Source organism: Alicyclobacillus dauci, from assembly GCF_026651605.1.
Classification (GTDB): Bacteria; Bacillota; Bacilli; order Alicyclobacillales; family Alicyclobacillaceae; genus Alicyclobacillus; species Alicyclobacillus dauci.
Genome location: NZ_CP104064.1, coordinates 3,270,430 through 3,291,916 on the forward strand (window position 1 = coordinate 3,270,430; position 21,487 = coordinate 3,291,916).

Sequence of the window (21,487 nt, forward strand, 5' to 3'; positions counted from 1 at the left end):
CCCCGCATCACACCAGCTTCCAACCCCACGTTGCCACCGCGGCTATTGCGATAACCACGATGGATAACAGCAGGGCGACGACATCTGTCCGCCTTCCACTGAATGACACATAGGACGATCTCGCCTCTCCAGGCCGGTAGCCACGCACTTCCATGGCCAACACCAAGGTTTCACCGCGCTGCAGCGCTCCGATGAAGAGTGGGACAAGTATGGGAAACACGCTCCGGGTCCGCTTGTCGATCCGCCACCACGGCGCCGTACCAAAGTCAGCTCCCCGGGCTGCTTGTGCTTTCATGATGCGCTCCGCTTCTTCGGCGAGCAGAGGCACAAAGCGGAGTGCTATCGTAAACATCATCACCATATCCCGAACCGGCACGCGAATCGCTTGCAAAGGAGACATGAGGCGCTCCAGCGCGTGCGTCAGGTTGGACAATGAAGTCGTCAGAGTGAGTAGACTGACGAGCCACACGATGGTAAAGAATCGGGCGGCTGAAATCACGGCCAGCAAGATGCCAGTCGTTGTGATTTTGAGCCAGCCTGCGTGGATAAGGACGGTGGCGTTCGGGCCGGATCGCGCGAAGATGACCTCAAAAAGTAAAACAATAATGACAATCGGCAAAACGGGTCGAATGCCCGACATACCATAGCCCATGGGCAACTTTGCCATGGCAAAAAGGCAAACCGTCAGTACGAGCAGGCCAAGCTGAACGATCACCGACGGCAACAAGCTGACGGCCAAAATCCAGAGAACAAAACAAAACAGCTTCACCCGTGGGTCCATCCGGTGGATGAAGGAGTCGCGAGGAATATAGCGGCCGATGGTGATATATTTGCTCACTTCAAAGTTGGCCATGGTTGCCCTCCCCCCTTTTCCGGTCGTTGAGCAACGTTCGCAGCCACGCTGCCGCCTCCTCCTGGCGAAGGGGCATGGGCGTGGGAAGTGGCCAGTTCAGCGCCCTGCAAACACCCTCCACAAACGCCGGGCCCTCCGGCAATGTGAAGCCGAGGTGGCGGACGGTGGCCGGATCGCTGAGCCATGCTCTGGGGGTCGTATCCGCGACGACTCTACCCTGATGAAAAACGACAACCCTGTCTGCCAATTCCACCACTTCTTCCAACTGATGCGTGATGAAGACGATGGTCATGCCTCGTTCCTTGCGCAGCCTGCGAAGAACGTCGAGGAGGTCGCGGCGAGCGAGGGGATCGAGGGCGGCTGTCGGCTCATCGAGTACCAATATCTCTGGCTGTGCGGCGAGCACGCTGGCGAACGCGACCTTGCGACGTTGACCGCCGCTCAGGGCATACGTCGGTCGATCGCGCCACGCAAAATCCAGCCCGACCCAATCCATTGCATCCTTGACCGCCTGCCGAGCTTCTTCAACGGTCGCACCGAACCGAAACGGTCCGAACGCGATTTCGTCGCCAATCAACGCTTCGAAAATCTGGGCGTCCGACTTTTGAAACAGCATGCCCACAGATTTTCGCAACCGCTTTGCAGTTTTTCTCTCCGCCCCATCCATGTTGAGGACTTGCACGGTGCCCTTGTCTGCCTGATAGAGTCCATTCAAATAGAGGCTGAACGTTGACTTCCCGGATCCAGTTGCACCGACAATGGAGACAATTTCACCACGGCGAACAGACAACGAAACGTCGATCAGCGCTTGCGTCTCCATCGGCGTGCCTTGTGAATAAACGTGGTTCAACCGGTCAACCCGAATGACTTCGTCATCTGCGCCCACGTCTTCGACTGCCGTCTGCGCGTCTGCGGGAACAGCGCGCAAATCGTCCGTCCCGTCAAGCGTATAAGACGCCGGACGAATTGTCTCTTCGGCCACCGTCCCGGTCGTCGTTCTCTGGGCTGTTTCCCCAACATATGTAGCAAACTGTTTCGTATCGATCACGGACGGCACATCTCCTTGTCCGTTATCGCGAAGCAGTTTTGCTGCGACGGCCTGGATGGGCATGTCGAGATGCAGCCGCTTCAGTCTATCGGCATCGCGAAACAACTCACCCGGAGGCACGTCCATGACAAGCCGCCCCGCATCCAACACGAGTACCCTATCCGCCAGGATAGCCTCATCCATGCGGTGCGTGATAGAGATAATGGTATGGCCGGCTTGCCGCAAGTCATCCATCAAGCGATGCACTTCCTGACGGCCAATCGAATCCAGCATACTCGTCGCTTCGTCGAAGAGAATGCACGTGGGTTCAGGTGCAATGACGGTCGCGATGGCCACCCGCTGCTTTTGTCCTCCCGACAAAGCATGCGGTTCGCGTGTACGGTAAGCCCACATGTTGACTCGTTTTAGCGCATCTTCAACGCGTTTGTGCATTTCGTCGATAGGCATTCGCATGTTTTCCAGTGCAAATGCGACATCCTCTTCCACGACGGTGGCAACACTTTGAACATCTGGATCTTGAAAGACCATGCCAACATACCGCGGTAAATCGGCCTGTTCTACGTAGGTCGAGATCGGCCTTCCTAGCAGCGTTACTTCACCAGATGAAGGGTTAAGAAGACCGGTCATCAATTTGGCTAACGTCGACTTGCCACTGCCGTTCGGTCCAAGGATGGCAACGTGCTCGGAAGGACGGATATCAAAAGAAATGTCAGATAAAGCCTCAACAGTTTGCTCGGCATGTCCTTCCTCGCGCTGGATCGGATATGCGTAGTGAACATGTTTAAATGAAAATAATAATGGCGGGTTTTCCACGGAAATACCCTCCTTTGGGTGCGATCTCACTTGTCCAATTATAAAGGAAGGACTGCGACAAATCAGTCTTTGTGGACAAACAGAGTGGTGATATAATTCAACCAAGTTTAGTGGGGGGATTCCTCTGGAAACAAAAGACCTTCAATTATTTCTCGCGGTCAATCGCAATAAATCCATTTCCCGCACGGCAGAACAACTGTTCATGTCCCAATCGACGGTGACCACGCGTCTCCAGCGCCTGGAACGGGATATTGGCTATCACCTGTTCGACCGAACACCCAACGGGGTGCAATTAACACCTGCAGGAAAAAGGTTTTTACCGCTTGCGGAGCAAGTTGTCTCACTTGAACAACAGATGGTTCAAACGGCGAGCCACCCTGTCCAAACGCTTCGGGTCATGTCGGGGCGCGCCTTCGTGTCGACGGATGTTCCCCAGTGCTTGCACCGAATGCTCCAAGTAGAAGATGTTCGCCTGCAGGTGCGAATGGGACTGTATGAGGACATGGTGGACGCGCTCATAGGCAATCAAGTGGACTTCTGCTTCCTCGGTGAGCCCGTCTATCACCCGCGTGTCCGGCTCATCGAGTTTCCTGACGACGCCATCGATCTCGTCGTACCCGTAGATCACCCCTTCACGCACGACTTTCCAGGTCTCGCTGCGCTGTCCGGACAGCCCATGGTCGCGTTCAGCGACTCCACAGCTCCTTTTCGTAAGCGCATCACGATGCTACTCGCGAAACACGATGTCTTCCCGGATATTCGTATGGAGCTCGACAGCATCGACGGGATCAAAGCCATGGTTGGACACGGTCTCGGGATCTCGTTCTTGCCGAGGCGTACCCTCCACGACAGCGAGGCGAAAGGCTACGTCGCCATCCCAGTCCAGGACAAGGCATTTACCCGACCAACTCTGCTTGCATACCCGGATGCGCTCGAAGATCAGCCGCTGACAAAACGATTCATCGAGATCGTCAGCGAACACTATCAACACCAGGCGCGCTTCCACCCCGATTCATCCGTGTGAGGCAAAGAGAACCGGCAAGCATATGTCATGAGCCGAAGAGGAGGAACTGAGCGGTGCGTCAACCACTGAGCAAAGAAGCTAGGCGCGAGGCCATCTATCGAGGAGCCATTCGCCTGTTCGAGACCAAAGGGTACGAGAATGTGACCATCGCCGACGTCATCGCAGCCAGCAATGTCGCACGCGGAACGTTCTATCTTCACTTTGAGTCTCTAGAAGCGCTGCTCATCGAGTGGTTTGACGACGTCATCGAAGAAACCTGGAGTCACATACGACCGTTTTTGGACGATTTGTCGATCCCGTTCGAGGACTGCACACGCAAAGTGATCCACGAAGTGTTTCAGCTTTATTCGGACAATCCATCGATGTCAAAAGTGTTCTATTGCGGTGGTGGTGAAACATTTATGCGGCGCAGGCATGAGGCCATGTTCGGAAAGCTTGGCGGGAAACTGCTTGAAGCGCTCGTCATCCGCCATCCTGAGTGCCATCACGACATGTCGTGGACGGTGGCGATACTCATCTCCATGATCGGGGACATGGCCCACTTCGCAGGGCAGTACATTGACAAGAATATGAGGAAGCTGTTCGAAGACAGGGTATCTCAATTCGCCATTGCCGGGTTGCGAGAGCACTTGAATCATCCATATATTCCATAAAGATTCTCAATTTATGATAGAATTGCAGCAACGAAAGAATAGTTATCCTGACCTAGAACTGTGTAATGGAAAGAAGGAATCCCGATGACTCAGCCCGTCCTCCCGCGCAAAAAACCGCCTTTTCGGGCGGACCACGTTGGCAGTTTACTCAGACCAGAGCGAGTGAAAACTGCACGTTTACAATTCGCATCTGGTGAGATAACAGCCGATCAATTGCGCCTCGTTGAAAATGCGGAAATCACCCGTATTGTTGAGAAACAAAAAGAAATTGGACTCATGTCCGTAACCGACGGAGAGTTTCGGCGCGCGTGGTGGCATTTTGATTTCCTGGAAAATCTCGATGGCGTCGAAGGATACGATTCGGAGAGCGGTATTCAGTTCCATCAGACACAGACTAAGTCTCATACGGTCCGCGTCGTCGACAAGCTGAACTTTACCAATCATCCAATGATCCAGCACTTCAAGTTTCTTCAAAGTGTTACCGGTGGGCACACGGCGAAAATGACCATTCCGAGCCCTAGTATGCTTCACTTTAGAGGCGAGATCGACAAGCGTGTTTACAGCGACAACGATTCATTCTTTCATGATTTGGCTAGTACGTATAAGAAGGCCGTGCGGGCATTCTATGATGCAGGCTGTCGATATTTGCAACTGGATGACACGTCGTGGGCGTATTTTTGCTCAGAGGAACAGCGCGAACAGATTCGTGCACGCGGCTTAGACCCAGCTGAGCTCATGAACTTGTATGCGAGGACCATTAACGAGGCCGTGGCGGATCGTCCAGAGGATCTAACCATCACAATGCACATATGCCGTGGGAATTTCCGTTCCACATGGATTGCTTCCGGAGGCTACGAACCTGTAGCTGAAACGTTATTTACAGGTCTCAACATCGACGGTTTCTTCCTCGAATACGACAGCGACAGAGCCGGCGGTTTCGAGCCGCTTCGTTTCGTCAACCGTAAGGACCTACAGATCGTGCTTGGCTTGGTAACGTCGAAGTACGGTGAATTGGAAAACAAAGACGATATCAAACGCCGGATCGATGAGGCCGCTCGCTTTGTGGATTTAAATCAGTTGTGTCTCAGTCCGCAATGTGGGTTCGCGTCCACAGAAGAAGGCAACTTACTCACAGAAGATCAGCAATGGGCGAAGCTCCGCCACGTCGTGGAAATCGCAGAAGACGTCTGGAAGTAAGGATGATACGGAGGGCGTGTCATCGGAAGCAGATGACATGCCCTTTTTTACACGGTACCCTGAGATGACCATTTGCTATCGACCAGACGCATGTGACTATGGAAAATAAAGTCGTATACCCAGTAACTTCGCAGTCTTACCCTCAGACTCCCAATTCATCCTAAATTAAAGTCGTATACTGATGAGGTCGCTCCAATCCGTAAATCAAGTGCAGACGGAAAAAAAGATGTATAACGTCTCACCAAAGTGATGGAGTGAAAAGGGTGCGAGAGTAAGAAATGTTTATACTGTTTCGTGTATTTTTATGCTTTTCTTGGACAGGGGTCTTGTTGTGCTAACGCACCCGTTTGTTCAAGAGCAATTCCTATGAGACCCCCTTGTTAATCGCCATCTTCGGATGTAACCGTTAGTCCATTACGTAATAATAGAGCAACAGTCACGCCCACTCCTTCCTTCTTCATACCAGAAAAAGACCCATCGTATATCAAATCACTTCCGCAGGAGGGGCTATTTTTCTTAAGAATGGCTGTTGTTGCCCCAATAGTCTGTGCAACGTTTAGTGCTCGGTAAGCCCCGTCAATAAACTCCTGTGTGACGTCATTCCCCTCACTATCGATAACCTTGGCATTGCCATCAAGTACATCAAATCCATCTCCGCCTACAATCTCTGCAGGATTCCTTGGAGTCGGGAGTCCTCCGAATTGCTCAGGGCAGACAGGCACTGCTTGACGACTTTGAACTAAATTCTCGACTTTTGAATGTAAAGCAGATTGATTATCGTATCTACACTTACAACCGACCAAACAGGCACTCACGATTTTCATGATGAATGTCCTCTCTTACTGCAAAATTAGACACATACTAACTACTTCGAAGGAAATTTATCGTATCCTCTTTTGTCACTAACCTGCCCATAAGCTCAACAAGAGCAGCGCAACGTCAATGCATTTTCATGCAAGCCCGCTACCTGAGGATTGTTCAACTAAAGCCCCCGTTAACTGAGAGCCGATGCCAAAATTACTTTTCACGCTATGTCGGGTAGCGATAATGTGTGGTTCATTAGCTCGGATTTCGCCGGATGCATCACGAATGGGCCGGAGATCTGTGAAAAAACGGCCGTAGGGGTGAAAGTGGGCGCACGAAGCCTGTGGACAACCTTTGCCGAACTCAGTTTCTGTGGATAGTTGTCATTGAGCCCGCTTCAGGCGACTTCGTGTCCAACCCCGGTTCACTGTTCCAACTTGAACGTGAGCACAGTATGCCATCACATGCATACAGAGGATGCACTGGTCGCCGTGTGCTTCTACCGCCTTCCGTCCACGTTTGTGTACACGCCGCAGACTGTATCCGTCTTTCAGCATCCCAATGATCCGCTCAATCCCTGTACGGGCGTCATACAGCGTATAGAATGTACGGCTGTGCTGTGGGAACTCAGGGTCCACCTGGGGCGTCGTCGAAAAATCAATCCGAAACACTCGGCCTTGTGTGGCACCGTTGCAGCACTCGATGTGCTTGTGGTGAGGGCAGACAAGCCCTTCCTGCTTCGCCTGGGGGTTGTGAACTGGACAAGTGAATATGTACTGTTCCTTTTTGAGGTCACACCCCTTTAACTCCATCTTGTGGCCGGCAATGCAATGTGGTACCCCGTAGCGGTCTATCTTATCAATGCCACGGGCATCGCTCGATTTGTCCTTGCGGTTCCTGGGATTAATGGGAGCAAGCAGTTTCGCTCCTAGCACATCCTTTGTTACTTTCTGGTTCCCTGGAGTCTGGTAAATCCCATCCGCCAGCACATACCGAACGGGCTCTGCCAGTTCCTCAAACTCAGATTTGAATCTCTCAAGTGTAGGCTGCAACGTGAGGGCGTCGTGCTCTCCGCCCTTGCACACCTCCCGGGTCAGCGGCAGTTGCCCCTTCGCCCCGCTGAGCAACGAAACCTTGTGGCCTACATAGGACACAGCGGTACTTTTGCGTACAATGCCAACGTTATCGTCAGTGGGTACCTTGGGACAGTCACAGTCTTCATTGTGGCCGCAGGTTTTCATCTGCTTTCCGTATGTCGCCTCCGCTTCAACATGGGTCGTATCGGCGACCAACGTGTCTTCGGTCTCGATGACGCCTTGCTTCAGATTAAACTCCACAACCAGTTGTCGAGCCTTTTCCCATAATCCGAAGTCAGTCATGATTTGGTCGAAGCGGGCAAACGAGCGGTAACTGGGGAACTTACCCGTAAACCCGCAAGCTTCGGCAAACAGCGGATTTGAGCGAACCTGCAGGTAGACACTCTCTGCCATGATCTCGACGTACATCAATCGAGCAAGTTCGAACGCGCGCATCATAGGCATAAAGTTGTGAGGCTTGCGGCCCGATTGACTTCGCCCGACTCCGGACGTATCATCTACCTGTTCGATTGGTGTCGGGAGTTCCAAGCCCAAAGCAGAGCCGTTTGCATTGCTGGCTTTGTCCGACCGATTCATCCGTTCCTTACGCAACGAGGCATACAGATGCTGGTAGTATTCTTGCTCGATACCACGAAAGATGCTCCAGGGGAATGTCAGTGCCGGGAGAACAAACGGAACGTCCAAAAACCTTTCCCATTGATGAGGAATCAAGGGAAAAGGAATCAACGCAGATTGGGTTTGTTGTGATATAATCGGCATCGCCATGGATCTTCTCCTTTGTAGTAGATAGGCTTTGGACGGCTCTATTCTACCAAAAGAGGGCTCCGTGGTATATTTATGCCCAGCACCAAACCGATGATTTTCATCCACCATGATTTTCCTGTCTTTAGCTCGTAATCGACTCTGTATAAATAACCAAAAATCATCGATAAACATACAAATCACGTCAGTTCGCATAGAAGCACCGGCCATTGGCGCGTCTATTTAACTGCTGTCGCATTATTCCAATTGCTTTCACGAAATAAAGTGAACCATATCCTACACCCGACTTGCCTGTTACAACGGGCAATTATTCAATTGTGGCATCGGCTCTGAATAAGACAGGCTTGGGAATCTGTCGTTCTAACTGTGCAGCCCATTTATGAAAAAGTCGATAGTTTCCAACTCATCTTCACTTAACGATCGGTGAAGGCGATTGACTAATTCTTCAGCGATAGATGATTTATCGCCTTGGAACACCTGTATTAGTGTAGCGATGTTTTTTAGAACGGACAGTTCATGCTGATACTCTGCTTTAGTTAAAGGCTTGTCTTGGTGTGATAAAAAGCAAAGTTCCACATCATACTGCTCTAGTTTTTGAATTAATTTAAGTGTCTTTTCGGCTGTGTAGCTCCAGTTCATTGTATTTGCGTACATCGCATCTCCGACAAAGAGCACTTTTTCTTCAGGAATATAAACAACGCTTGAGTCGTAAGCGTGATCCCCGCCGACGTGTTCAATTAAACAACTAACCCCACCTAAATCGATCGTCACTTGATCGGTATATGTAATGTTAGGTAATGGAAAAACGACATCCCGTTCGGTTCCAAGTTCCTTTTTGATGTTTTCTGCAGAAGATGAAGTCTGGGTTTTGTCTTTAACCCGTTGGTCCAAAGCTTCATCCGTCCAACTCAAGTATTGTAATTTTTTAATTTCATCACGTGTATTGAAATGTGAGATAACTGGAATTTTGAATTCACTTAAGCCAAAAACATGGTCCCAATCATGATGGGTAATCACTAACCAGTCTCCTTGTATGTTCAAGGCTTTTAGCTGCTGCAGAAATAACGTTGCATGGCGTGAGGAATTTCCCGCGTCAATTAATAGAGTTCTTTCTGAACCTACAATTGCGGCTAGGAGTGGGCGGTCCGTTTCATGACTTGGAGGTAAAAATAAACTGCGATCTGATATTTTAACTAGCTTCTGCATTCTTCTGCTAAACTCCCTCTGGATATGCCTTTGCCCAATGATAAGGCTGAATTTCTTTTAGAGTTTTGAAAATCAAGTCACCACTTTCAGAGTAAACGGCTGCCTTTACGTTTCCCCCCCAATAAAACAACCTTTCTTGGCAAACACCGCAGGGGGTCAAAACTTTAAATTTAGAGTTTTCATCGTCGCGCGTCACACAAATGGAATGGGTAACCTCATCATTAAGCTTATGAGCTTCACAAATCGCCCCCGTTTCCATACATAGTTCAGTAGACGCTACAATCACATCTGGTGCGACACTGGTCAAAATATGACCACCTTTTGTGTACATTGCAGCCGCTCCGCCCCAACCGCTTGGGTATCTCTTTTGAATTAACTCAACTGCCGACTCAAACAATTTTTGTTCAATATTCACTATAATTCCTCCTGAATTCTTCTTAAACACTTCTGCCCAAGAGCGACAGAAGCACCATGACTTAGGACCGTATAATCATGCAATCCATCGACCGAGGAATTCTTCAGTTAATGCGCCCGATAGCTGAACAAGGAAGAGTCTAACGTGTCGATAAACTCTCCTTTGCACGGCTGGTTATTTTGCGGATAAAATCGCCCTTATTCTCCGTGTAAGCGTCTCTGTCGTGCTTATATATTTCAGCTAATTTTAGCTTCAGGCTCTCATACTCACTTGCAACAGATGGGTACATCCTCAGATAGTCCCTGAAATAGATTCTATCCCATAGAAATGCTTGATTCCTTGTACCCATATGGATATGAAACGATATTTCCTCTAAGCCCGTCGGAGTATACCCCTTTACGAACATCAAGTGCGAGGTTTGTTCTTGCATGAGGATATAGTTGTTTTCACTCATTTTACTGATGATTAACTCGTTGACTCCAGGTGCATCAGGTATCTCCACCAGAATATCAATTGTGGGTTTTGCCGATAGATTGGGTACAGCCGCACTTCCAATATGTTCTACACTCAAAGCTGTTTCCGGCCCAAGAATGTTTACAATTATGTTCCTCTCTTGTTCATACGATGTAGTCCATTTTGCGTCATACTCTACAACCGTGATGGGATATAGCTTCCCGAGTTCTTCTTTGTCCACCTCATACTCCTCCTTACTCGATTAGTACTAGGTTGGTGATGGTTCGGAAACGGCTCGCAGAGCGCGAGGGGAACGTATTTTGAAGGATTCGCTCCCGTTAACTGAAAAGGGAGCCTGCCTAAAGTCCCGATGAGAGGTTAATCAGCATGATGATTTTCGAAATCAATCCAATCTGATTTTTCCAATTCGTAAAAACATTCCCCGTTAAAATAATCGTATTGGGTTGATAGCCCCGAAATACTGCCAACTCGTCTTAAACCGATTTTTTCAAGGACACCTAGAGAAGCCAAATTATCCTTATCTGCGAACCCAACTATTTTATTAAGCTTCAGGTCGTAAACCCGTATTTCAGCAGAGCGTTAGCCGTTTCCGTTGCATACCCATTTCCCCAGTAATCGCAGTCAATACTATAAAGACTTCCGTAAGTGTGCGATCGAACTCCGGACCACCTAATCCGCAATACCCAATAACAACTCCAGATTCTTTCACTTGCACCGCAAAGAAATACCGGAACCCTTTAATAACCTGTTGGTCTGCATATAAGCTCTTCGCAAAGTTAAGGAAGTTATAGGCGTCATCCATACTCATCCAAGGTTCATCAGGAGTATATTTGGTCATTTCAGGTTTACTTTGGATCCTGTACATGGCCCTACAATCATTTTCAGTGAAAGGTCTAAGAATCAATCAGGATGTTTCGATTTTGAAATCTTGCGATATCATTTATTACGCCCCTTTAGCTTTCGACGATCCAACGTCTACTAAATACATTAGTAATCCTAATATACTTACTATTGCGTACTCCTGCCCTCTAATGCAATAAACACGGTGTATTGAACTTTGCATTTTCATACGATATGCCGAGCAATATTTTCTTGGATAAATGCCCCCCGTATACGCAAGTAGATTTCCTACGAGATTTCTACAAAAATGGTACGTCTCACAATTTCGAGAGACATGCCATCAGTTCATAACGACATAATCCATTCTTTGGTTGGGGCAGACTATAGGGCTTTCCGCCCTACATGCTCCGAAAACTGGAAACGTCTATGTAGCGTGCGACTTTTTACATAGTTGAAGCTTCCATCGTTTGTTTCATCGTCCTAGCTAGCCGTTCAACGCGCAGTCGGACTTCTTCTGCAAATTCATTAGGCAAAGAGTCGGTTATACAAACCAGCCGACTATTCTTTTCGCCCGCTGAAAACACTTGAAACGAAGCATGGTGGTGTGTAAGAGGCACGGGGCCGTCAATCACTGCATATGCCATCCTACGTGCCTCTTCATCCACGGCTACGATAAGCTCTCGCGCCATTCCACCACTTGAGAAGGTAAGAATTCTAATGTCACCGTCCATGGTAGTATCCACGACTTGGTCAGGAACCAAGCGACGATGGACAGCGCCAATATCGCGTATTGCATCCCAAACATACTCGGGAGTCCTAGCGGTCAAAATATCCTCACGGATTGAACCCAACCACTGCACCTCCCTTAGACGCAAAGTCACGGATCCGAATTGCGGGATTCATTTGCCTAAAATCATGATCGCGTCCGTTTCGTCTGAAAAATGTTCCCCACATCCTATGTGCGCAGGGTAGCAGAAGCTCATGAATCCATATATTGCTCGTCTGGCTCATGTAAAGCTGCGAACAAAATTTTCTCTGCGACAAATTCAGGAGTATCAACCATGGGAGAACCTTCTCGTCGCTGCTGGCTTACACGCGGAGTTCCTAGAGCGTTTTTACCAAAATCCGTTGCGGTCGAGCGCGGATAAACTGTAATTACGCGAATATTCTCTGAGACTAATTCACTTCGAGCCGTATCGGAAATCATGTTTAAAGCGGCTTTGGTAGCTGCATAGGCTCCCAATCCAGGAATACTCATCTTGGAGACCACTGAACTGATATTGATAATCAGTCCTCCACCTTGCTTTTGCATGATAGGGATTACAGCTTGCATAGCTGCTATCGGTCCAAACACATTGAGGTCGATGATCTTTCGGAAGTCATCTGGGCTGAGGTCAGCAATCGTGCCAACTGCAGCCTGCCCTACGTTATTGATGATCACATCCAGACGACCAAAGTGGCGCACCGTCTCCTCAATAGCTCCGCGAACTTGCTGCGGATCGCTCACGTCGGCAGGCAAAGCAATCGCGTCACTTCCCTGACTCTGCAACTCCTCGGCGAGATGTTTGAGTACATCGGCAGACCGAGCTACTAGTGCGAATTTAGCACCAGCAGTGGCAAAGCGGCGGACTGTGGCTAAACCGATACCAGCGGATGCTCCGGTAATCAAAACGACCTTATCACGAATATCCATAATAGCTCTCCCTTTCATTGGAGGATTAACCAAACGACCTTTGGGAAGAATTAGTCAAACAGCTTATAAAACGTTAACCGGTTAATGAAAAGAGCAAAACAGATCGGCTCCAAAGTGCTATGTTCGCGGATCGTCAGGGCTCCGGTGGGATGTCTTCAACATTCTGATGCATGTGTTTAATCAGGCGCATCAAAAAGGCCCGTTCGACTTCAGAGAGCCCGGCAAGCATTTGCTCCTCAAAATGGCTTATAGCCTGTGGGATAACACGCTCAAGTGCCTGCCCTTTCTTGGTCAGTTTTACAATTACTACTCGAGCGTCAACGGGATGAGGATGTTTTTCCACGAATCCTTGGCGGGTCATCCGTTGAACGGTTCGGGTGATCGAAGGAGTTTCAACATCCAGTCGTTCGGCTATTTCCCCTACCGTCAGACCATCGGGTCTCTCCCATAGAAGTTCGAGGAGGTACTGCTGACCGGAGTGAACTCCATAGCGTTGAAGCTGTTGCCCCAAAGCTTGCTTAGATTTTCGTGCAAGATTCGCGAACACTCGCAGAAACGATTCTGTTTGCATTTGTCAACATCCAATCTAGTTTGGCGTATTTATTAACCGGTTAACAAAATTAAACTACACCCGGTTGCTCTTGTCAATCATGTACAAACATGCTTATCGTGACGTTGAGGTTGCGGAACAGCCGACATCCACGTTCAGTACGATTTGAACGAGTCTCCTGTATCGATTCGGTGGGCTACTCGTTCTCTTTACGCGTTCTATAGTCTTCACCACACAATACGAGGCTCTACTGCCTCTTCTCCCTTTCAAGGATATACCCACTGCTCTGCATCCAATTCATGCACCTAAGGAAGTGATCATTCTTGATTTTTATTCTCTCACTGTTCAAAAACTCAGTCACCTACTAGGGTTTCTACAAGTGACGCTATTGCGCACTCGTGCCCTATAGCGACGGAAACCAGGCTCATCGTAAATGTATATTCATACAATGCAACCCACGATCCTTGTTGCAGGTTTGCCCCCGATAGTTCAAGAATCGTCAACAAAATAGCCTATGTAAAAGTAAAAACCACGAATCAACTGGTCCGTGGTCTTTACATGGTCGAGGCAAGCCGTGGAGTAGCAAATCCACAATCCGTCGCTGCGTGACTGCCTTTATACTTCCCTCTATGCGAGTTGTGTGATAACAAGGTGTGCTGACACAGGCCTTGTTCCTCCAGCGAGAGGAGTGATGGTTAGGGCCGTTGATTCGCCAGCAGGATTCCGTACAGTGAGTACGGAATTGACGGCTGTCGTTGTCACAAGAGCCATTTCTACTATCTGAGAAGTACCGGTTGCTCTTCCGACCACCGTATAGGCTAGGTCAGCACCATTGAGAGTTAAAATCAGTTGGCCCGCTTCGGTCACACTCACCTGAAACAAGACCTGGTAGGTGCCAATTGCACCTAAGTTAAATGAACTGGGACCAGTACGGGTAATAGTAGTCCCACTAGTAGGTCCATCTTCCGGAAAACTTACGTCTGTACCTGGAGCAACTGTTGCTGAATTATCAGGAGGCATCAATGCATAAAAATCTGCAAAGCTTAATACCCCTGTTGCTCCAGTAGCACCTGTAGACCCCGTAGCTCCGGTGGCGCCTGTAGGCCCAGTAGCTCCTGTTGTTCCAGTAGGTCCGGTTGCACCGGTAGCCCCTGTTGTTCCAGCAGGTCCTGTTGCACCGGTAGCGCCTGTTTCTCCGGTAGCCCCAGTTGCACCAGCAGGTCCGGTTGCACCGGTAGCGCCAGTTGTTCCAGCAGGTCCGGTTGCACCGGTAACGCCTGTTTCTCCGGTAGCCCCAGTTGCACCAGCGGGTCCGGTTGCACCGGTAGCGCCTGTTTCTCCGGTAGCCCCAGTTACACCAGCAGGTCCTGTTGCACCAGTAGCGCCAGTTGTTCCAGCAGGTCCGGTTGCACCGGTAGCGCCTGTTTCTCCGGTAGCCCCAGTTTCTCCGGTAGCCCCAGTTTCTCCGGTAGCCCCAGTTTCTCCGGTAGCCCCAGTTTCTCCGGTAGCCCCAGTTTCTCCAGTAGCCCCAGTTACACCAGCAGGTCCGGTTGCACCAGCAGGTCCGGTTGCACCAGTAGGTCCGGTTGCACCAGTAGCGCCCGTTGTTCCAGCGGGTCCAGTTGCACCGGTAGCGCCAGTTGCACCAGCAGGTCCAGTTGCACCGGTAGAGCCCGTTGTTCCAGCAGGTCCTGTTGCACCAGTAGCGCCTGTTTCTCCAGTAGCCCCAGTTACACCAGCAGGTCCGGTTGCACCAGTAGCGCCCGTTGTTCCAGCAGGTCCGGTTGCACCGGTAGCGCCTGTTTCTCCGGTAGCGCCTGTTTCTCCGGTAGCGCCTGTTTCTCCGGTAGCGCCTGTTTCTCCGGTAGCCCCAGTTTCTCCAGTAGCCCCAGTTTCTCCAGTAGCCCCAGTTTCTCCAGTAGCCCCAGTTTCTCCAGTAGCCCCAGTTTCTCCAGTAGCCCCAGTTTCTCCAGTAGCCCCAGTTACACCAGCAGGTCCGGTTGCACCAGTAGCGCCCGTTGTTCCAGCGGGTCCAGTTGCACCGGTAGCGCCAGTTGTTCCAGCGGGTCCGGTTGCACCGGTAGTGCCCGTTGTTCCAGCGGGTCCGGTTGCACCGGTAGCGCCAGTTGCACCAGCAGGTCCGGTTGCACCGGTAGAGCCCGTTGTTCCAGCAGGTCCGGTTGCACCGGTAGCGCCAGTTTCTCCGGTAGCCCCAGTTACACCAGCAGGTCCGGTTGCACCAGTAGCGCCCGTTGTTCCAGCGGGTCCAGTTGCACCAGTAGCGCCCGTTGTTCCAGCAGGTCCGGTTGCACCGGTAGCGCCTGTTTCTCCGGTAGCGCCTGTTTCTCCGGTAGCCCCAGTTTCTCCAGTAGCCCCAGTTACACCAGCAGGTCCGGTTGCACCAGTAGCGCCCGTTGTTCCAGCGGGTCCAGTTGCACCGGTAGCGCCAGTTGTTCCAGCGGGTCCGGTTGCACCGGTAGTGCCCGTTGTTCCAGCGGGTCCGGTTGCACCGGTAGCGCCAGTTGCACCAGCAGGTCCGGTTGCACCGGTAGAGCCAGTTGTTCCAGCAGGTCCTGTTGCACCGGTAGCGCCAGTTTCTCCGGTAGCCCCAGTTACACCAGCAGGTCCGGTTGCACCAGTAGCGCCAGTTGTTCCAGCGGGTCCAGTTGCACCGGTAGCGCCAGTTGTTCCAGCAGGTCCTGTTGCGCCGGTAGCGCCTGTAGGCCCATAAGGTCCTGTAATTCCTTTGATTATGACTTTAATTTCTTGTTTGACTTCGCACCTACATTGCCTGTGTCCGCACTGCTTGCAACGTTCCTTTCTACATTGACAATGCCTGTGTCCGCACTGCTTGCAACGTTCCTTTCTACATTGACAATGCCTGTGTCCGCACTGCTTGCAACGTTCCTTTCTACATTGACAATGCCTGTGCCCGCAACGATGGCAGGATTCAGACATAAGTTCACCCCCTAAATGTTTCCTATATTCGTATGGGGGGGGTGCCTTAATTTGAAACGGCACTTGTCCTTTGCGTATGTCTAGGGGGGAGGGCCGACATTTTAACCGTGACATCTTGAAGGGGTGAAGAATATGAAATGAGGAGACTAACATGATGGCTTGTGAGGTGCTTAGATGATTAACATCAGCCTCTGTATGATTGTAAAAAACGAATCGGGAGTCATTAGCCGATGCCTGGACTCCGTGAAGGACATTGTAGATGAAATCATAATTGTTGATACAGGCTCTACCGACAATACCAAAGCAATCGTGAGTCGGTACACTGACAAAGTTTTCGATTTTGAATGGAATGATGATTTTGCATCTGCTCGGAATTTTGCATTTAGCCATGCTTCGATCGACTACATCTTGTGGCTCGATGCAGATGATGTGCTCCTGGAACCAGAGAGACAGAAGTTGCTCCAGTTGAAGCAAACCCTTGATCCTGCTGTCGATGCAGTTTCTATGCATTATCATCTTGCATTTGATTCCGAAGGAAATGTGACTTCCAGCTTGCGGCGTAATCGCTTAGTCAAACGACTCAATGGGTTTCAATGGCACGGAGCTGTACACGAGTATTTAGCCGTGGGCGGCAACATTCTAAACAGCGACATCGCCATTACTCATCACCCTGTTGAGCACGACTCTGACCGTAACTTTCGCATCTATGAACGCCGACTTGCTGCAGGGGAGACATTCACACCTCGTGACCTTTTTTATTATGCAAACGAATGCTTGGACCATAAGAAATATGAACAGGCCATCGAGTATTACTTGAAGTTTCTGAATTCAAAGCAAGGATGGGTTGAAGATAATATTAGAGCGTGCGGAAAACTGGCCGATTGTTATGACCATTTAGGAGATATTGAACGGGAACGAAAATATACACTGAAATCATTTGAGTACGATACTCCACGTGCAGAATTTTGCTGTCGGCTTGGATATGGATTTATGCAAAAAACTGAATGGCAGAAGGCGATTTTCTGGTACAAACTCGCAACCCAACTTGAAAAACCAAAGGACAGTTGGGGATTCTTCAACGAGGTCTGCTGGACGTGGCTGCCCCATATACAGCTCTGTGTTTGCTATGATCGACTAGGAGAATACAAACTAGCTTATGAACATAACGAAATTGCACGTAAATATCGACCTAATGATGAACAGGTGTTACACAATAAAAAATATTTAGAGTCTGTAATCAACAAGTAGGCAAGCGTTCTCGCATCGTACATCTTTTTTGCATTACGACCTATTCGCAACAGATGATATCGCTTTCTCGCATTAAAGAAATCGAGAGTGGGCTACCCAACGACGGTCCAATCGTGGATTCTTCCGCCCTTTAACGCAATAAGGGGTGCCCGTGACTTCTGTCGCTAAAGCCCCATTTAGTCCAATAACGATTTAGATATATTGGAAAAGAACCGTATGGTATCGTCAAACGCCTGCCTAGATGCCAATTCGGAGTAGTTATGGTTTTGAGGATCTGCGAATCCATGTAGCCCATCGTACTTGTGAACACTCACGTTGACTTTCTCACGTAGTTTCGCAATCACTTCATCCACGTTGAAAGATGTCTCTTGTATCGGGAGTAACAATAATGAAGGGCATTGGGGCTGCATACCCAGGTAGTCTCGAATACGTGACCCATAATAAGCAACTAAGGCATCAACCAATCCTGGCTCTGCACCACATAGCCATGCAGTAGTGGCTCCAACACGGTATCCAACGACATACACAGTTGAATATATCGTTCTCAATTGCCTTAGCGTAAAACGAGCATTGTCCGCTACTTGCATGAAACCCACATTCATGAAGTTCTTGTATGCTATGTCCTCCTGATCATAACTGTACCGTTCATCTTTGCCCACTAAGTCAGGACACACTACGTCATACCCAACTTCTGATAATCGTTCGCAAACATTTTTTATGTGTTGATTTACCCCATAGATTTCGTGAAGAACTACAACAACTGTGTCTGAATGGTTGTGGTATGTTAGTATCACTTAATTTCCTCCAGTCATCTTCCCTAATGTCGCATAACCGTTAACTGCAGAACGATCTGTCGCTCTTGCCCCCGTCGGTACCACAATGGTGAATCTACACTACTTCTCTCTACGCTCCCGTCAGAGGTCATTGTTGAAAACCTTGCAGGACCACCAAGGGAATCGCGAAATGCCATTGAATGCTGTCAAACGGCTCTTTTTAACAATCTAGATGTCCTCACTGGGGTGACTGAATTCAATGGTATCTAGGTCCTTTGAACAAAAACGCGTTGAACCCTTTAATAGAAGCACTTAGCCAAGCCCCTGCTGCCGCATAGCCGGACACGACATCACTGGGATAGTGCACACCGAGGTAAATCCGACTGACCCCCGTTATCATGATCATCAATCCACTAGCCGTACAAAGTAAGATTTTTAACAATCCATTGGTTAGTTGTCTGCAAATGAAATAGCATAGTGTCCCGTAGAACATGACCGAACCCATTGAATGGCCGCTTGGGAAACTGTATCCGTGAGCAGGAACCAACCGATGAATGTCCGGGCGCTGTCGTCTGAAAATATACTTCAAACCTTCATTGAACCCTGCTCCTGCTGCATTCGCAATGATCATACATGTGGCTTCCCGTATTTGTCCTTTACGACAAAAAGTCATTGCAACGAGCATGACCAAAACGGAAATCGATATTGGAGAACCTAAGAATGTGAAAAATTTCATCAGTCGGGTGTTTGGAGCATCAATTTTTCTTTGGACTACATTAATGATTCGCGTGTCAAAGCCAAGCAATCGGTGGAGTTCCAGTTTTTCGACAAATAGAGCGAACGTGATGAGAAACGAAATAATGAACAGTCCGGAAGAGAGCAATTTTTTCTTTTGATGCGGGTGCATGGATACCCTCCTTTCCCGTGTGCCTAGTGTGTGACATCGAACGGAGGTGTATTTACAGGTAATTTATGGGAGATCTAATTCATTCTTCGTACTTACAAAAGCATGCTTGATAACAAAACCGGAAAACATACAAGGAAATGTGTAAGGGTAAGTGAACCGTCAGCGTCTGTACGGGTTTGACAGAGACGAGAAGTGAAGTTCTTGAGGTGGATTTTCTGGCTGTATTTTGTAAACACCGTCCTTATGTTAGTTGTAGCGATTCGTGAGGCACGCCGACCAGCTCAGGCGTTGACGTGGCTTACTGTCGGGTTTGTTTTGCCGATCCTCGGGTTTGTAGGCTATCTCATTACGTCCAACCCCTTGCGAATTCGTAGGGAAAGACTAACCTCCCCATACAATGAGTCGGACAAGCTGCCTGATTCATTTAGCCGCTCATCTTCGGTTATTGCCCATTCGTTACGCCAATTCTCTGTTCATGGGCTTAAAACTAGTCGAGTCCAGGTACTTACAAATGGCAGCGAAACATTCGCGACACTCATGGAATCCTTACACAACGCGCAACGAACCATTGATTTGGAGTATTACATCTTCCGGCATGACGGCATTGGCAGTCGCATGACAGAACTGCTGATTGAGCGTGCCAGGGAAGGCGTACGAATCCGTTTTATTAGAGACGGATGGGCAAGTCGCAAATTCCCGCGGAGTGAGATCGCCCGGATGATGGATGCTGGCATCGAATGCCGGACGATGTTCCCGTTGCGTTTCCCTTGGGTACTGTCCACGCTAAATTACCGCGACCACTGCAAAATCGTCGTAATCGATGGAAGAGAAGCGTTTACGGGTGGAATTAACGCTGGGGATGAGTATCTTGGATTGAACCCGAATATCGGGTTTTGGCGGGACACCCATCTACGAATCGTTGGTGAAGTCCAATCCGACTTGCAGGACATTTTTGACGCCCATTGGAAAATCGCTTCGCCAGAACGGGTACTGCTAAGGAGAGGGAGTGAAAGAGCTCAATACCGATTACGGAACATCGAAGCGCCGATCGCCGCCCACTCTCGATTGTCAACCGCTTGGAATACAGAGATAGCCACCTTTGGTGGTACGTCGGAAACCGAGTTGAGCACAGAAAGGCCCTACGCTTACGTACAGACATTGGAAGGGAACCCCGAGATTCCGACTCAAATCGTTCGCCAGGCGTACTTTACTTGCGTTACTCAAGCCGACAAGACGATTGATATCACGACCCCGTACTTTATTCCTGACGCGGATATCATTATGGCGATAAAGACAGCAGTAGCTCGTGGTGTGCGCGTACGGTTGCTGGTTCCACATCGCGTGGTTCCTGGAGTGGTAGGTCCTGCAAGTCGCACCTACTACGGAGAACTCGTGGAAGCCGGAGTTCACATTTACCTGTATGACAAGGGCATGTTACACGCAAAGGTAATGACGATCGATGGAGAACTGTCTATTGTAGGCGCAGCCAACTACGACATGAGGAGTTTTCGTCTTGATTACGAAGTGTGTGAAGTCGTGTACAACGTAGACGTCGCGCGAGGACTGACGGAACAATTTAATCGTGATGTCTCGAATTCCATACCACTTCGGATTGAAGACCTACAAAGACGTTCTGTTCCACAACGCATTCGGGAGCAGGCAGCACGGCTGCTTTCACCTCTTTTGTAGATGATATACATTTTGAGCATCTGATGCACCAGTTGCCAACATGAACTCTATCGTTATCATAGAAATTCATAATTGGACCCCGTAAGTTAAATAAGAACATCCACAGCCTATAACATGAAACAGAGTTGCAATGGGTTTCTTTTTGTTTTCCAAAATTCATTGTTACAATAATCTCAGATTACATTACGACGATTAGTTATACACCCTTCATTTACACTAGAACTTTGGAGAAAGAACCATGGCTGTTAGTAACTGCAAAAGATATGACAGGTTATTTCAAAAAACAGTACGGGACATATGCCCGCAGTGTATCAAGGAAGAAAAACAGCTACTCGAAGTTGTACGGTCCTACTTAAAGAAACATCCAATGGCCACATTGCCCGAAGTGGTACATTAAACCGATATTCCCATTGAGGTTGTATCCCAGTTTTATTAAGGAGGGTGTTCTACTTCTCATTGATTTTCCTAATATGACCATCCAAT

At 49.2% G+C, this 21,487-nt stretch carries 19 protein-coding genes; 5 read left to right on the forward strand and 14 right to left on the reverse strand.

The window, feature by feature from the left end; all coding sequences use genetic code 11:
- Positions 1–7 precede the first annotated feature (7 nt).
- A complete protein-coding gene (locus NZD86_RS16600) occupies positions 8–853 on the reverse strand; it encodes an energy-coupling factor transporter transmembrane component T family protein (protein ID WP_268043163.1) in 846 nt (281 codons plus the stop codon).
- Positions 840–2,714, reverse strand: a complete 1,875-nt coding sequence (locus NZD86_RS16605; RefSeq protein WP_268043165.1) for an ABC transporter ATP-binding protein — start codon at positions 2,712–2,714, stop codon at positions 840–842. Before NZD86_RS16605 ends, NZD86_RS16600 begins: the two co-directional genes overlap by 14 nt.
- 175 nt (positions 2,715–2,889) lie before the next feature.
- On the opposite strand from NZD86_RS16605, the gene NZD86_RS16610 reads away from it, so the two are divergent.
- The 3 genes from NZD86_RS16610 (at position 2,890) to NZD86_RS16620 (ending at position 5,588) form a co-directional block, all read left to right on the forward strand.
- Positions 2,890–3,738: a LysR family transcriptional regulator gene (locus tag NZD86_RS16610; RefSeq protein WP_407655264.1), complete on the forward strand. Its 849-nt coding sequence runs from the start codon at positions 2,890–2,892 to the stop codon at positions 3,736–3,738.
- Positions 3,739–3,791: 53 nt separating this feature from the next.
- Positions 3,792–4,391 (forward strand): TetR/AcrR family transcriptional regulator, encoded by a 600-nt coding sequence (locus NZD86_RS16615; RefSeq protein ID WP_268043166.1) that lies wholly within the window; start codon positions 3,792–3,794, stop codon positions 4,389–4,391.
- An 84-nt stretch (positions 4,392–4,475) separates the two neighbouring features.
- Positions 4,476–5,588 carry a 5-methyltetrahydropteroyltriglutamate--homocysteine S-methyltransferase gene (locus NZD86_RS16620; RefSeq protein ID WP_268043167.1) on the forward strand — a complete coding sequence of 371 codons (1,113 nt, stop codon included), beginning with the start codon at positions 4,476–4,478 and terminating at the stop codon, positions 5,586–5,588.
- Positions 5,589–5,968: 380 nt separating this feature from the next.
- On the opposite strand, the gene NZD86_RS16625 is transcribed toward NZD86_RS16620, so the two are convergent.
- The 10 genes from NZD86_RS16625 to NZD86_RS16670 all read right to left on the reverse strand — a co-directional run bounded on the left by NZD86_RS16625 (position 5,969) and on the right by NZD86_RS16670 (position 16,387).
- A complete protein-coding gene (locus tag NZD86_RS16625; protein WP_067622857.1) occupies positions 5,969–6,412 on the reverse strand; it encodes a 2-thiouracil desulfurase family protein in 444 nt (147 codons plus the stop codon).
- Positions 6,413–6,775: 363 nt separating this feature from the next.
- Positions 6,776–8,254 carry a transposase gene (locus NZD86_RS16630; protein WP_268043168.1) on the reverse strand — a complete coding sequence of 493 codons (1,479 nt, stop codon included), beginning with the start codon at positions 8,252–8,254 and terminating at the stop codon, positions 6,776–6,778.
- Between the two features lie 357 nt (positions 8,255–8,611).
- On the reverse strand, positions 8,612–9,457 hold the full coding sequence (locus tag NZD86_RS16635) for an MBL fold metallo-hydrolase (protein ID WP_268043169.1): 846 nt from the start codon (positions 9,455–9,457) through the stop codon (positions 8,612–8,614).
- 7 nt (positions 9,458–9,464) lie between these two features.
- Positions 9,465–9,872, reverse strand: a complete 408-nt coding sequence (locus NZD86_RS16640) for a cytidine deaminase (RefSeq protein ID WP_268043170.1) — start codon at positions 9,870–9,872, stop codon at positions 9,465–9,467.
- A gap of 139 nt (positions 9,873–10,011) precedes the next feature.
- A complete protein-coding gene (locus NZD86_RS16645) occupies positions 10,012–10,566 on the reverse strand; it encodes a GrpB family protein (RefSeq protein ID WP_268043171.1) in 555 nt (184 codons plus the stop codon).
- 348 nt (positions 10,567–10,914) lie between these two features.
- A complete protein-coding gene (locus NZD86_RS16650; RefSeq protein ID WP_268043172.1) occupies positions 10,915–11,250 on the reverse strand; it encodes a GNAT family N-acetyltransferase in 336 nt (111 codons plus the stop codon).
- Positions 11,251–11,629: 379 nt separating this feature from the next.
- Positions 11,630–12,037 (reverse strand): SRPBCC family protein, encoded by a 408-nt coding sequence (locus NZD86_RS16655; RefSeq protein ID WP_268043173.1) that lies wholly within the window; start codon positions 12,035–12,037, stop codon positions 11,630–11,632.
- Between the two features lie 128 nt (positions 12,038–12,165).
- Positions 12,166–12,879: an SDR family NAD(P)-dependent oxidoreductase gene (locus tag NZD86_RS16660; protein WP_268043175.1), complete on the reverse strand. Its 714-nt coding sequence runs from the start codon at positions 12,877–12,879 to the stop codon at positions 12,166–12,168.
- Between the two features lie 133 nt (positions 12,880–13,012).
- Entirely contained in the window at positions 13,013–13,450 is a 438-nt protein-coding gene (locus tag NZD86_RS16665) for a MarR family winged helix-turn-helix transcriptional regulator (RefSeq protein ID WP_268043176.1), read from the reverse strand.
- A gap of 606 nt (positions 13,451–14,056) precedes the next feature.
- Positions 14,057–16,387 carry a collagen-like protein gene (locus NZD86_RS16670; protein ID WP_268043177.1) on the reverse strand — a complete coding sequence of 777 codons (2,331 nt, stop codon included), beginning with the start codon at positions 16,385–16,387 and terminating at the stop codon, positions 14,057–14,059.
- 174 nt (positions 16,388–16,561) lie between these two features.
- On the opposite strand from NZD86_RS16670, the gene NZD86_RS16675 reads away from it, so the two are divergent.
- Positions 16,562–17,635 (forward strand): tetratricopeptide repeat-containing glycosyltransferase family 2 protein, encoded by a 1,074-nt coding sequence (locus NZD86_RS16675; RefSeq protein WP_268043178.1) that lies wholly within the window; start codon positions 16,562–16,564, stop codon positions 17,633–17,635.
- Between the two features lie 176 nt (positions 17,636–17,811).
- Here NZD86_RS16675 and NZD86_RS16680 read toward each other — a convergent pair whose 3' ends face one another.
- Together NZD86_RS16680 and NZD86_RS16685 are read right to left on the reverse strand one after the other, a co-directional pair.
- Positions 17,812–18,429, reverse strand: a complete 618-nt coding sequence (locus NZD86_RS16680) for a dienelactone hydrolase family protein (protein ID WP_268043179.1) — start codon at positions 18,427–18,429, stop codon at positions 17,812–17,814.
- 235 nt (positions 18,430–18,664) lie between these two features.
- Positions 18,665–19,315, reverse strand: coding sequence for a phosphatase PAP2 family protein (locus NZD86_RS16685; RefSeq protein WP_268043180.1), 651 nt, complete (start codon positions 19,313–19,315; stop codon positions 18,665–18,667).
- Positions 19,316–19,516: 201 nt separating this feature from the next.
- On the opposite strand from NZD86_RS16685, the gene NZD86_RS16690 reads away from it, so the two are divergent.
- Positions 19,517–21,004 (forward strand): phospholipase D-like domain-containing protein, encoded by a 1,488-nt coding sequence (locus tag NZD86_RS16690; protein ID WP_326492579.1) that lies wholly within the window; start codon positions 19,517–19,519, stop codon positions 21,002–21,004.
- Positions 21,005–21,487: the final 483 nt, after the last annotated feature.

Coding starts and splice junctions, on each gene's coding strand:
- NZD86_RS16630 (WP_268043168.1), bottom strand. CDS start 8,254: ATGGCGATGCCGATTATATCACAACAAACCCAATCTGCGTTGATTCCT.
- NZD86_RS16660 (WP_268043175.1), bottom strand. CDS start 12,879: ATGGATATTCGTGATAAGGTCGTTTTGATTACCGGAGCATCCGCTGGT.
- NZD86_RS16625 (WP_067622857.1), bottom strand. CDS start 6,412: ATGAAAATCGTGAGTGCCTGTTTGGTCGGTTGTAAGTGTAGATACGAT.
- NZD86_RS16665 (WP_268043176.1), bottom strand. CDS start 13,450: ATGCAAACAGAATCGTTTCTGCGAGTGTTCGCGAATCTTGCACGAAAA.
- NZD86_RS16600 (WP_268043163.1), bottom strand. CDS start 853: ATGGCCAACTTTGAAGTGAGCAAATATATCACCATCGGCCGCTATATT.
- NZD86_RS16670 (WP_268043177.1), bottom strand. CDS start 16,387: ATGTCTGAATCCTGCCATCGTTGCGGGCACAGGCATTGTCAATGTAGA.
- NZD86_RS16620 (WP_268043167.1), top strand. CDS start 4,476: ATGACTCAGCCCGTCCTCCCGCGCAAAAAACCGCCTTTTCGGGCGGAC.
- NZD86_RS16685 (WP_268043180.1), bottom strand. CDS start 19,315: ATGCACCCGCATCAAAAGAAAAAATTGCTCTCTTCCGGACTGTTCATT.
- NZD86_RS16675 (WP_268043178.1), top strand. CDS start 16,562: ATGATTAACATCAGCCTCTGTATGATTGTAAAAAACGAATCGGGAGTC.
- NZD86_RS16635 (WP_268043169.1), bottom strand. CDS start 9,457: ATGCAGAAGCTAGTTAAAATATCAGATCGCAGTTTATTTTTACCTCCA.